At 74.7% G+C, this 11,924-nt stretch carries 10 protein-coding genes; 4 read left to right on the forward strand and 6 right to left on the reverse strand.

The annotated features are described in order from the left end of the window. Positions 1-83: 83 nt before the first annotated feature. The gene (locus AC27LF_RS26735) at positions 84-1,472 is read right to left on the reverse strand and encodes a serine/threonine-protein kinase (protein WP_479661010.1); all 1,389 of its coding nucleotides are present in this window, start codon (positions 1,470-1,472) and stop codon (positions 84-86) included. A 45-nt stretch (positions 1,473-1,517) separates the two neighbouring features. On the opposite strand from AC27LF_RS26735, the gene AC27LF_RS26740 reads away from it, so the two are divergent. Further along, positions 1,518-2,063, forward strand: coding sequence for an RNA polymerase sigma factor (locus AC27LF_RS26740; protein ID WP_479661009.1), 546 nt, complete (start codon positions 1,518-1,520; stop codon positions 2,061-2,063). Between the two features lie 37 nt (positions 2,064-2,100). Here AC27LF_RS26740 and AC27LF_RS26745 read toward each other — a convergent pair whose 3' ends face one another. Next, positions 2,101-4,482, reverse strand: a complete 2,382-nt coding sequence (locus AC27LF_RS26745; RefSeq protein WP_479661008.1) for a SpoIIE family protein phosphatase — start codon at positions 4,480-4,482, stop codon at positions 2,101-2,103. 292 nt (positions 4,483-4,774) lie between these two features. On the opposite strand from AC27LF_RS26745, the gene AC27LF_RS26750 reads away from it, so the two are divergent. Further along, positions 4,775-4,933 carry a hypothetical protein gene (locus tag AC27LF_RS26750; protein WP_479661007.1) on the forward strand — a complete coding sequence of 53 codons (159 nt, stop codon included), beginning with the start codon at positions 4,775-4,777 and terminating at the stop codon, positions 4,931-4,933. A 189-nt stretch (positions 4,934-5,122) separates the two neighbouring features. Here the strand turns inward: AC27LF_RS26750 and AC27LF_RS26755 are convergent, their stop codons facing one another. After that, on the reverse strand, positions 5,123-5,845 hold the full coding sequence (locus tag AC27LF_RS26755) for a 2OG-Fe(II) oxygenase (RefSeq protein WP_479661006.1): 723 nt from the start codon (positions 5,843-5,845) through the stop codon (positions 5,123-5,125). A gap of 10 nt (positions 5,846-5,855) precedes the next feature. Beyond that, positions 5,856-6,362 (reverse strand): methylated-DNA--[protein]-cysteine S-methyltransferase, encoded by a 507-nt coding sequence (locus tag AC27LF_RS26760; protein WP_479661005.1) that lies wholly within the window; start codon positions 6,360-6,362, stop codon positions 5,856-5,858. 878 nt (positions 6,363-7,240) lie between these two features. On the opposite strand from AC27LF_RS26760, the gene AC27LF_RS26765 reads away from it, so the two are divergent. Then, positions 7,241-8,884, forward strand: coding sequence for an RICIN domain-containing protein (locus AC27LF_RS26765; protein ID WP_479661004.1), 1,644 nt, complete (start codon positions 7,241-7,243; stop codon positions 8,882-8,884). A gap of 130 nt (positions 8,885-9,014) precedes the next feature. Here AC27LF_RS26765 and AC27LF_RS26770 read toward each other — a convergent pair whose 3' ends face one another. Then, positions 9,015-10,184: an alpha-hydroxy-acid oxidizing protein gene (locus tag AC27LF_RS26770; RefSeq protein WP_479661003.1), complete on the reverse strand. Its 1,170-nt coding sequence runs from the start codon at positions 10,182-10,184 to the stop codon at positions 9,015-9,017. Positions 10,185-10,311: 127 nt separating this feature from the next. Beyond that, positions 10,312-10,875, reverse strand: coding sequence for a hypothetical protein (locus AC27LF_RS26775; protein WP_479661002.1), 564 nt, complete (start codon positions 10,873-10,875; stop codon positions 10,312-10,314). 325 nt (positions 10,876-11,200) lie between these two features. Between AC27LF_RS26775 and AC27LF_RS26780 the strand changes: the two genes are divergently transcribed. Next, positions 11,201-11,635, forward strand: a complete 435-nt coding sequence (locus tag AC27LF_RS26780) for a subtilase-type protease inhibitor (protein ID WP_479661001.1) — start codon at positions 11,201-11,203, stop codon at positions 11,633-11,635. The last annotated feature ends 289 nt before the right edge of the window (positions 11,636-11,924 follow it).

Here is an 11,924-nt window from a genome sequence, read left to right on the forward strand (position 1 = left end):
GCTCAGATGCCCCGGAGGGGACTGGGTATGCGGTGTCGTCCGCTCAAGCGACCCGTACCGGGACGGTATGCGGGGCCGTGCGCTCAGGTGACTCGTAGGGAGCGGAGTATGACGGCCGTCGTGTCGGGGCTTCCGTGCTCGCGGACCTGTACGTACACCTGCGCCCTGGCCTCGCCGTCCGCCGGGCCGAGCCCCGTCTCCGTGATTGAGCCGCCGCCGGCGCAGCCGTCCCAGGTCCGGGTGCGGCCCCGCCAGCGCGCGTCGGTGAAGGCGCGGCTGCCCGCGTAGTGGCAGCCCGGATGCGCGAGGGCGTTCACCTCGGGCGTCACCCCGCCGTGCCCGCTCAGGCCGATGAACACGCCGTTCACCGGCGCCGTCAGATCCTGCCACCGGGCCAGGTCGTCGGCGACGGCCAGCCCCGGCTCCTGCCCGGACCGCAGGCCGAGCGCCCGCGGATTCCAGCCGGAGTCCCGCAGCCGGCGGGCCCAGCCGGACGGCACCTCGGCCACGATCCGGCCGGTGGCGTCCGTGACCCGCACCGCGTCCGGCGCGGACTGCCGGGTCACCAGCGTGACGGCGACGGCCGCGACGGCGGCGGCCAGGGCCGCCGCGCCGGCCAGTGCGAGCGTGCCGAACCGCTTCCCGACCCGGGCGAACCGGCCGCGCGACGGCGTCGTCGGCGTCCGCGCGGCCAGCCGGTCCAGTTCCTCCGCGAACGCCCGCGCGCTCGGCCAGCGCCGCTCCCGGTCCGGCTCCAGCGCGCGCATCAGGGCCCGCCCCGCCTCCTCGTCGAGGTCCGCACGCAGCCGCTCGGGCCGCTCCACCCTGCCCGGAGCCGCCGGGACGGTGCCGGTGACCAGTTCGTAGCCGACCGCGCCGAGGCTGTAGACGTCGGCGCGCGCGTCGATGCCCGTGCCCGGCTCCGCCTGCTCGGGCGGCCGGTACCCGGCCGAGCCGGCGGCCAGGGTGAGCCCGGACGCCTCGGCCAGGCTCTTGGCCAGCCCCAGGTCGGCGAGCAGCACCCGAATGCTGCCGTCCGGCGCGGTGCGCAGCAGCACATTGCTCGGTTTGATGTCGCGGTGCACGATCCCCGCCTCGTGCAGCGCCGCCGCGGCGCGCGCCGCCTGCGCCGTCAGCCTGAGCGCCCGCGCCACCGGCACCCGGCCCGCGGCCGACAGCTCGGCGAGGGTGCCCCCGTCGGCGTACTCCATCACGAAGTACGGCCTGCCGTCGGGCAGTTCACCGATGTCGTAGACCTGTACGACCCGGTTGGAGCCGGCCCGGCGCAGCAGCCGGGCCTCGGACAGGAACCGGTCGTGGATGTCGAGGCGGTGCGACCAGTTCTCGGCGAGGACCTTCACCGCGACGGGCGCCTCCAACTGGTCGTCGTGGGCGAGCCACACCGTGCCGAAGGCGCCGCTGCCCAGGCGCCGTTCGAGACGGTAGCGGCCGATCCGCTCGCTGGATTGCATGGGACTATCATGCCTGCCCTGAGATCGACTTCGAGGGGGCCCTTCGTGCACGACCCGGCGCTGACCGAAGACCTCGCCCGGCGCGCCGCCGCCGGCGACCCGGCGGCTCTGGAGCGGCTGTTGAGCGAGGTCAGGCCCGAGGTCGTGCGGCGCTGCGGACGCTTTCTGCCGTGCCGGGAGGACGCGGAGGAGGCCGCCCAGGACGTGCTCCTTCAGGTCGCCCGGAAGATATCCACCTTCGAGGGCCGCAGCCGCTTCAGTACCTGGCTGTACACGGTCGTCGCCAACTGCGCCCGGCAGAAGTACCGCGAACTCAAGCGCCGCGCCGCCGAACAGCCCGCCGCCATCGAGCCCGCCGCGCAGGTCGACCCGCGTACCACCAGCGTGATCGCCGGCTCCCGGGTGGACCTGCTGGAGGCGCTGGAGCGGCTGGAACGCGAGCACCCCGACCTGGTCGCTCCGCTGGTCTACCGCGACATCTGCCAGCTGGACTACGCCGAGATCGCCGACCGCGTCGGCATCCCCCTCGGCACCCTCAAGTCCCGCCTCCACAAGGCCCGCAGACATGTCCGCCCCTGGCTTACCGGCTGAGCCACGGATGACGTCCCGGGCTGTGTCCGACCGGGTGTCACTCCGGCTCGACCAGGCTCAGTTCCGCCCAGATCGTCTTGCCCTCCATCGTGTGCCGGCTGCCCCAGCGCTGGGTGAGCTGGGCGACCAGGAGCAGTCCCCGGCCGCCCTCGTCCCAGGTCTTGGCGCGCCGGAGGTGCGGTGCCGTGTGACTCGCGTCGGACACCTCGCAGATCAGCGTCCCCGCGCCGTGGATGAGCCGCAGCCCGATGGGGTGGGCGCCGTACCGGATGGCGTTGGTGACCAGCTCGCTCACCACCAGTTCCGCGGTGAACGAGACCCCGTCCAGCGCCCAGGCGTCCACCTGGGCGACGGCCTCCTTGCGGATCGGCGCCACCAGGGCCGGGTCGGCGGGGATGTCCCAGGAGGCCACCTGGGAGGCGGGCAGCCCCCGGGTGCGCGCCACCAGCAGGGCCACGTCGTCCGGGATGCCGCCCGGCGGGAGCACCCGGCCCAGGATCCGGTCGCAGGTCTCGTCCAGTGAGTCCGCGCGGCTCGTCAGGGCCTCCAGCAGCAGCCGCTGGCCGGCGCCCGCCTCCCGTTCCCGGTTGTCGATCAGGCCGTTCGTGTACAGGGCGAGCACCGTGCCCTCGGACAGTTCCACGTCGGCCGATTCGAAGGGCAGCCCGCCCAGGCCGAGCGGCGGCCCGGCCGGCAGGTCCAGCTGCCGAGGCGTGCCGCCGGGCGGCACCAGGACCGGCGGGGGATGCCCGGCGCGGGCCACGGTGCAGCGGCGCGAGACCGGGTCGTACACCGCGTACAGGCAGGTCGCGCCGACCGCGCCGGCGTCGCCGTCCGAGTCGCCGGACTCCTCGGACAGCCGGACCACCAGGTCGTCGAGGTGGGTGAGCAGTTCGTCGGGGGCCAGGTCGATGTCGGCGAGGGTGCGCACGGCGGTGCGCAGCCGCCCCATGGTGGCCGACGCCTGGATGCCGTGGCCCACGACGTCGCCGACGACCATGGCGACCCGCATCCCGGACAGCGGGATCACGTCGAACCAGTCGCCGCCCACCCCGGCGCGGGCCGCGGGCAGATAGCGGGAGGCGGCCTGCACGGCGGAGGTGTGCGGCAGGGTCCGGGGCAGCAGGCTGCGCTGGAGGGCGATCGCGGTGTCGCGCTCGCGGGAGTAGCGGCGGGCGTTGTCGATGCAGACCGCGGCCCGCGCGGTGACCTCCTCGGCCAGCAGGACGTCGTCCGCGGTGAACGGATCGTGCCGCCGGTGCCGGCTGAGGACCGCGACGCCGAGGGTCAGGCCCCGGGCTCTGATCGGCACGGACATCACGGAGTGCACGCCGTGTTCCAGGGCCCGCCGGGCCCGCGGCGACTCCGTGGCAAGCCACCGGTTCAGCCGCTCGGACGGCACCGAACCGACGACCGTACGGCCCGAGGTGAGCGAGCCGGCCTGCGGGGAGGACTGCGGGTAGACGGCGACCCGGCCGGCCGGGGTGACCACCTCGGGTCCGCCGGGCAGCACCGATCGGTGCGCGACCCGGCGCAGCGTGACCGGCGCGGTGATGCGCCGCGGTGGCTCGCTGCCGTGTCCGCGCGGATCCAGCAGGTCGATGCTGACGAAGTCGGCGAGCGCGGGCACGCACACGTCCGCGAGTTCCTGTGCCGTACGGGTGACGTCCAGGGTGGTGCCGATGCGCATGCTCGCCTCGTTGACGAGTTGCAGCCGCTCCCGGGCCTGCAAGATCTCGGTGAAGTCGTGGGCGGCCAGGCACACACCCCGCACCCGCCCGTCGCCGTCGGTGACCGGGGCCATCCGGGCCAGCCAGGCGTGTGCCTGCTTCTCGCCGCCGGTGCGGGTGTGCGTGTGCACGTCCTTGGCCCGGCCGGTGGTGAGCACGTCCACAAGAGCGGCTTCGAGTTCGTCGCTCTGCGGTTTGCCGCCGATCTCCGACAGCCGCAGGCCCCTGGCACGCTCCTGGGACAGGCCCAGTACCTCGGCCATGGCGTCGTTCATGTGGCGCAGTCGCAGCCGGTCGTCGTAGACCGCGACGGCACACGGCGACTGGGTCAGCGCGGCGGTGGCCAGCAAGTCGTCGGCCGGGTCGGGCGCGCCGCCGGTGAGCGGGGTGACGACGAGCCAGTCGCCGGGCCGGCCGTCCCGCGGCGGCCGGCGGTGGGCGAGCAGCCACACCCGCACGGCGCGGCCGTCCCGGTGGCGCAATTCCACCGTCCCGTCCCAGCGGGGGCCGGCGGGTGGGGTCCGGGTGCCGTCTCCGGCCAGCAGCCGGGCCGCGGGGCGGCCCACGACCTCGGCCGCCCGGTGGCCGAGCAGCCGGCGGGCGCCCTCGTTCCACTCGACCAGGGTGCCGTCGTCGCCGATGACGGCCCGGGCCGTCGCCGTGTCGTCGAACGGATAGACCGGGCTCATCGTCGCCACTCCCAGCGCACACTCACAGTGAGCAGGTGCGTCACTTGTGTTCCAGGGTAGTGCTTCGGGCCCGTTGGCGGACTGGGACCGGGTGCCGTCGTACCGGCGACTCCCGGTCCGTCAAGAGGGAATTCCGGCCGACGTGTGACATCGCGGGGAGCGCGTCCCGATCCTTGACGCGACTACATGCACCCATGTGACGTACCGTCAGATGCCGTTTGCCGGCGATCGGGTGCGAAAGGTGGCCGGTGGTCGACGGGGAGGGGTCGCCAACACGGGCCGCAGCGTCTGCATGGACACCGTGACCCATGCGTGGAAGCGGCTGAGCCCCGAGGACTCCCCCTTCACCCGGGCGGTCGCCGACCAGGGGCTCCGACGCGACGACCGCGTGCGGTTCCTGGCCGGCGTCGACCTCGTCGTCGCGGGCGTCAGGGCCGTGGGCGCACGCTGATCAGCGCGACGGTCGTGCGCGGCGTGGCCGTGGGGCTCCCGGTGGCGCGCTCACTCCTGCGAGCCGTCCGAGGGACCGGAATGACATCGGACACCGGAAAGTGACGTACGTCTCGGCGCCGTCGGACCAGGTGGTCACCGGCGTGCGAAACCGCGGAACCGGGCCCGTCAGGGAGGGGCCGGGCCGGGGTCATGTCGCGTCGTGGAAGACCAGGCCCAGGGTGTGGCGGTGACCGGAACGTACCGGGCTCACGCCGTGCCGCAGCGCGCCCGCCGACCAGCCGCGCCGGGTGCGCAGCGGCCGGTCCCGGGTGGTGAAGACCAGACCGTGGCCCTGCCGCAGCACGGTCGCGGTGCCCCGGGACTGGGCCCGGGCCCGCTGCTCGACCATCAGGAACTCACCCCCGGTGTAGTCGCTGCCCGCCTCGTCCAGGGCGACGACGACCTGGAGCGGGAAGACCAACTCACCGAACACGTCCCGGTGCAGGGCGTTCCAGTCGCCCGGCCCGTAGCGCAGCAGGATCTGCGCCGACCGGTCCTGGCCGGCCGCGTGACAGCGCGCCAGCCACGCGTCGAGGGAGTCCGGCCACGGCGCCGGACGGCCCAGCCGCGCCGCCCAGTCGCGGGCGACCGGCAGCAGACGCGGATAGAGCGCGGCACGCAGCGCGGCCACCGGCGCGGGCAGGTCATGGGTGAAGTAGCGGTACTGGCCGGCGCCGAACCGGTGCCTTGCCAGGTCGACGGTGGTACGGAACAGCTCCGGCCTGTCGTACAGGGCGGACAGCGCGCGGCACTCGGCGGGCGTCAGCAGCGCCGCCGTGGCCGCGCTGCCCTGCGCGTCCAACTCCGCGGCGAGCGCGCCCCAGTCGGTGTCCGCCACGCGGCGGCGGACCTCGGCCTCGGTGGGAAACACGGCCGCCGCCTCAGTGGACCGGCAGCGCACGCGGCGCGCCCTCGTGGGAGAGCAGCCACACCTTGCGCTCGACCCCGGCCGCATAGCCCCGCATCGAGCCGTCGGCGCCGATCACCCGGTGGCAGGGGCGGACGATCAGCAGCGGGTTGGCGCCCACGGCGGCGGCGAGCGCCCGGACCTCCGTCCGTGGCACGCCCAGCCGCTCGGCCAGCGCGCCGTACGTCGTCGTGGTGCCGTACGGGATGTCGTCGAGGGCCCGCCACACCCGCTGCCGGAACGCGCTCCCGGCGGCGGCCGAGGGCAGCTCGAACCGGGTGAGGCGGCCCGCGAAGTACGCGTCCAGCTGGGTGGTCGCCGCGGCGAAGGCCCCGTCGTCGCGGCGCGGTCCGGGCCGGAGCGGGGGCGCGCCACGCCGCCCGGGCAGGGACAGGGAGGTGAGCGCGACGCCGCCGGCCGACTCCTCGCCGGTCAGCAGCAGTTCGCCCAGCGGGCTGTCGTGGACGGTGTACAGCGTCATCGTGATCCGCTCCTTTCGTCTTCCGGATGGCCCGGTATGTCCGGGTGTGACTCTGTGTTCACGGATACGAGTCTGCTGCGCGGACCGCCGCGTCACCGGCGGAAGTCGGACATGGTGCTCACCCGCCGCGGGTACCGTGGAGCAAGCAACGTGACCTGCGGATATTCACCGGCGAGTACCCCAGGGCGGTACCTAGAGGGCAGGCCGGCTCCGAATGTGGAGTGCGGCGAACGCGCGCTGGAGGATCTGCGGCAGACCGCCGAGGAACGCGGTACGTCGATGAACGCCGTACGGCGGGTCGATGCCGACGCAGCTGTGAACCCGGCGGGCGGACGCGCCGGAACCACCGGGCGGTGAACGGGGAGCGGCCGTCGAGCGGCCAGGCCCGCCGCGCGGGGGAGCGTCCCCCGCACGGGGGGCGGCTCCCCGGCCGCCGGCCCCCCGCCCCGGGGCCGCCGACCGAGGGCGGGAGGAACGGGGTCGGCGGCCGGTTTCGCGCGGGAGAGCCGCCGTCCCGCGCGGGGCCTTCGAGGAGGGCCGGTTCCCAGGGGACCATCCGGCCGGCCGCGGCGGGAGCGTGCGCGCCGGGCCGACGCGTGCGCGCGCTTCACACGGGGCGCGCACGCACCGCGGCCCAAGGTGAACACCGGCTTTCCCCAAGGATTCTGACCTTCTTTCAAAGCGGCCGATGTTGCACGGGCGCCTTGTTGGTCGTGTGGGAGTTGTGCAAGGGTGAACCGGCCCGTGCGGGGGGAAAACGGCCGGGCCTCATTCCACCACCGAGGAACCGGACCGGGACCGAATGAGACACCGGTGAATTCCCGCTCCCCGCGCGCACGCAACAGGGTCACCCCGTACGCACCAAAGGAATCCGCTCCGTGCTCACCCCCCACCCCCCTCGTCCTCCGTTTCCGCCGCCGGGCGCAGCACCCGGAGAATCGGACGAGTCCCTCGCCGCCCCGCTGCGCGCCGGCTCGGACGCGGAGGCCGCCCGAGCCGCCGGGCTGCTGATGGCACGGCACTGGCAGCCGGCCCAGGACTACGCCGCGATCTGTCTCGCCACCCCGGGCGGCCTCGCCCACCTGGTCACCGCCGCCGCCTTCCACCACGTGCTGGACCTGGTCGCACTGGGCGAGAGCGCCGACGCGCTGCGGCCCCGGCTGCTGGTCGCCGTCCGCGACACGGTCGGGAACTGGTCCGCCGACCCCCGCGTGGCCGCGGCCCTGCCGGACTTGGGGAAACCCGCGGGGGGCCGCGGCATGCGCGCGGCGAAGTCGCTCACCCCGGAAAACCGAGCACTCGCCGAGCACGCATTCCGGTCTCTTCCGCCGCTCGCCCAGAGCCTGCTGTGGCACACCGAGGTCGAGGCCGAGTCCATAACCGTTCCCGCCGCCTTGCTCGGCATGGACGCGGACACCGCGACCGTCGCCCTCGAACACGCCCGGGAGAAATTCCGGGAAGGCTGCGTGAACGCCCACCTCGAACTCGCGCCGAGCAAGGAATGCCGCTTCTACAACCGCCTCCTGGACGTGCCGATCCGGCGGGGCGGCGGGCTGCTGCCGGACGTCCGCCGGCATCTCGCGGAGTGCCGCCACTGCCGGCACGCCGCCGAACAACTCGGCCATGTCGAGGCCGGTCTGGGGCTGCTGCTGGCCGAGGCCACGCTCGGCTGGGGAGCCCGCCGCTACGTCGACTCACGCCCCGGGCGCACCCGCGCGGCCGGCGCACGGGCCCGCGGCACGGGCCGGCGCTCCCGCGGACGGGCGCACGGGGGCGGGCGGCACCGCCTGCTTGACCGGATACCGGCGCCCGCGCGGCGCGCCGCCCGGCTGGCGAGCCGGTCGCCGAGGACCCTGCTCACCGGCGTCGGCATCGCCGGGGTCGGGCTGCTCGCCGGCGTGCTCGCGGTCGGCCTGTGGCCGGACGGCGGCGACGGCTCCGAACCGGTCGCCTCCACCAGCGCATCCGGCGCCCGCGGCACACTGCCGGGCCGCGACGCCGCCTCCCCGCCCGCGTCCTCGGCCCGGCCCGGCGCGCTCGGCCAGACCCGGCTGCGCAACGCGGCGGCCGACCTGTGCCTCGACATCAAGGGCAGCCCGCGGGCCGGGGCCGGTGTCGTCCTCGCGGCGTGCTCCCCGGCGTGGAGCCAGCAGTGGACGTACGAGAACGACGGGCTGCTGCGCAGCGCGGCCGACGCCGGGCTGTGCCTGGACTCACACGCGGACGCCGGCGTGGTCATCCTCGGCTCCTGCGCCCCGGCCACCGGCGCCCGAGGCACCGATGTGCGCTACGACCTCACCGTCCAGGGCGAGTTGCTGCCCCGCTGGGACGAGACCCTGGCGCTCGCCCCGAGCGCCGCCGGCCCGGCCGCCGACCTCGTCGTCAAGGTCCGTGACGGGTCCGACGCCCAGCGCTGGCTCACCGACCCGCCCCCGGCCACCCCGGGCTCCCTGTCGATCACCGGCAGCGGCGCCCCCACGGCCCGCCCGGCCCGGCTCCCGGCCGGGCCCGCCGTGAACTAGTGCCGCGCCGGGCCGCCGGTCGGCTGCCGCACCGTCGTGGCTGGTCGCGCGGTTCCTCGCGCCCCTTCCGGGGCGCTGCCGAACGCGACTGACGTCGGCTCGTCCTGCGCCGTGGGCGTGGACGGGTCGGTCAGGCGGGGGGCTGTGCGAGGTCGGCGGTGCCGAGTGTGGCGGGTGTGGCGTGGCCGGACAGGGCGAGCGTCAGGTCGAACTCCGCGAGCAGGCAGCGGATCACATGCTCGACGCCCGGCTGCCCGTCAAGACCGAGCCCGTAGACGTAGGGCCGTCCCAGCAGCACCGCGCGGGCGCCGAGGGCGAGCGCTTTGAAGACGTCGTCGCCGGTGCGCACACCGCTGTCGAACAGCACCGTGAGCCGGTCCCCGACCGCCTCCACGACCCCGGGCAGCGCGTCGGCCGCCGCGATCGCGCCCGCCACCTGCCGGCCGCCGTGGTTGGACACCACCACCCCGTCCATCCCGGCGTCGGCGGCCCGCCGCGCGTCGTCCGGGTGCAGGACGCCCTTGAGCACGATCGGGCCGTCCCACTGCGCACGCAGGAAGGCCAGGTCCTGCCAGGTCTTGCCGGGGTCCGCGAACATCCCGACGAAGTGCAGCACCGCCGCGTTCGGATCCTCGTGGACCGGCTTGGCCAGACCGGCCTGGAACGCGGGGTCCGAGAAGTAGTTGGCCGTGCCCACCCCGTGCAGGAACGGCAGATACGCCCGGTCGAGGTCCCGGGGCCGCCACGCCAGCAGCGGCGTGTCCAGGGTGACGAACAGGGCCGTGAAGCCGCTGTCCTTCGCCCGGCGCAGGAAACTGCGGGCCTCCTCGGGGTCGTTCGGCCAGTACAGCTGGAACCAGCGCTCGGCGTCGCCCATCGCCTGTGCCACCTGCTCCATCGGCGTGCTGGAGGCGCAGGACAGGATGAACGGCACCCCCTGCGCGGCGGCGCCCAGCGCGGCGGCGGTCTCGGCACCCGGATGCATGATCGACAGGACGCCGACGGGCGCGAGCGCCAGCGGCGCGGGCAGGGCGCGCCCCAGCACCTCGACCGACAGGTCCCGTTCGCGCACGTCCCGCAGCATGCGCGGCACGATCCGGCGCCGCCGCAGGGCCGCCCGGTTGGCGCGCGCGGTGTCGCCGTCGCCGGCGCTGCCCGCGACGTACCCCACCGGGCCGGGGCCGAGCCGGCGCTCGGTCAGCTCCTCAAGCCGGGTCAGATCGGTGGGCAGCCGAGGCACGGCCCCCGTCATCCCGTTCAGATAGATCTCGTACTGGAAGTCGGCCCAGTGCCGCGCCATCCGTCCACCCCGCCTCTTCGTCGCCGCTCGTCGCCGAGCCCGCGTCACGCCGACGATACTCGCGGGTAACGGCCGGGTTCAGGCGGTTGTGGCCATTCGGCTCGGGCCGCAGGCCGGCGCGGACGGCTCATCCCTCGTCCGCGTCGTCGCCGTCCGCGCCGTGCGTCTCCTCGGTGTCGGGTCCCTGCGCCCGCACCCGCTGGACGTGCTCCAGCGACGCGCGCAGCTCGGTGAGCCAGTCGTCGGTGTGACGCTGGACCAGGCGCACGCACCAGGCGAGGGCGTCGCTGCGGCTGCGGGCCACACCCGCGGCGATCAGGGTGTCGAGGACCTGCCGCTCGGGTTGCCGCAGCCGGGTCATCACCGGGGCGGCGACATGGGTGAACAGGGCACGCCGGCCGCCGCACTCCACGCCCCAGGACACCTTCCTGCCGAACCGGTGCTCGGCCTCGGCGGCCACCGCCATCCGGGCCTGGCGGGTGCGCTCCCGGAACTCCTGGATGCGGCCCTCGACGGCCGCCGCCCGTTCGGCGTCCGCGGTGTTCTCGGCGAGCCGGGGTTCGGGGATGCGTCCGATGACGGTGATCTCCTCGCGGTCGGCGGTCACCTCGACCAGTTCCGTGAAGAGATCCTCGGGGACGCGGCCGGCGAACCAGCCGCGCAGCTTCTCCAGCTGTTCTTCCGTAATCATGTAATGACGATTACTCCGCCAGGGCGTGAAGACAAGGGCCCGGTAGGGAGGTCCGCCGAGAGCGGAACCGGAATGTTTCAGGTCGTTTGCTGGGCCACCGCAATCCGGCCAGCCGGGCGTGGACGCCGATCAAGGACCGCCGGGTTACTGGATCGCGCGGCCGTGGCCCCCGTCACTTCGCGCCACTGATTCAATACGCAAGGTTACTGAAAGTCATGGGTCGGACGTGAGTTCCGGCGGCGGACTCGGCAGACTCGCGCTCGCCGTCGCGGCACCGACCGTGCCGGGCGGCACCCTCGTCGATTCGAGCGGAAGGATGCACACAATGCGGAACACCGCCCGCTGGGCAGTGACCCTCGGCCTCACGGCCGCCACCGTCTGCGGAACCCTGACCGGGGCCGCCGTCGCCTCTCCCGGCCCCACCCCGTCGTCCCTGTACGCCCCGTCGGCCCTGGTGCTCACCGTCGGCCGCGGCGACAGCGCGGCCCTCGCCGCCCCGGAACGCGCCGTCACCCTCTCCTGTGCCCCCACACCGTCCGGCAGCCACCCGGCCGCGGCCCTGGCCTGCGCCGAACTGCGGCTCACCGACGGTGACTTCGACGCGCTGACGCGGCGCGAGGACGCGGTGTGCACCAGACAGTACGACCCGGTGGTCGTCACGGCCGAGGGCGTCTGGCAGGGCCGACGCGTCTCCTACGAGCGCACCTTCGCCAACGCGTGCGTGAAGAACGCCCACGGGGTCGGAGTCTTCGCGTTCTGAGAGACCGGGATCGCCGCTACCGCGCCCGGCGGAGCGGCCCGCGTGCGGGGAGCGCGGGCTTCGGGGCGCGGATCGGTGATTCCGCCCTGGGGGCGGCGGTCGGGGTGGGGCCGGCCGCCGCCTCCGGGATCGCACCACCCGCAGGACGCCTCTGCCGGCCTTCGCGACGGGTGGGGCCGGCCGCCGCTCCTGGGACCGTGCCATGCGCGGGATGCTCCTGCCGGCCTGTGCCGCGCGTGGTTGTCGGGGTGTGGGCGGACTGCGGCGAGGGGCCGCCGTTTCCCTGTGG

The sequence above is a fragment of the Streptomyces diversicolor genome (assembly GCF_057537855.1).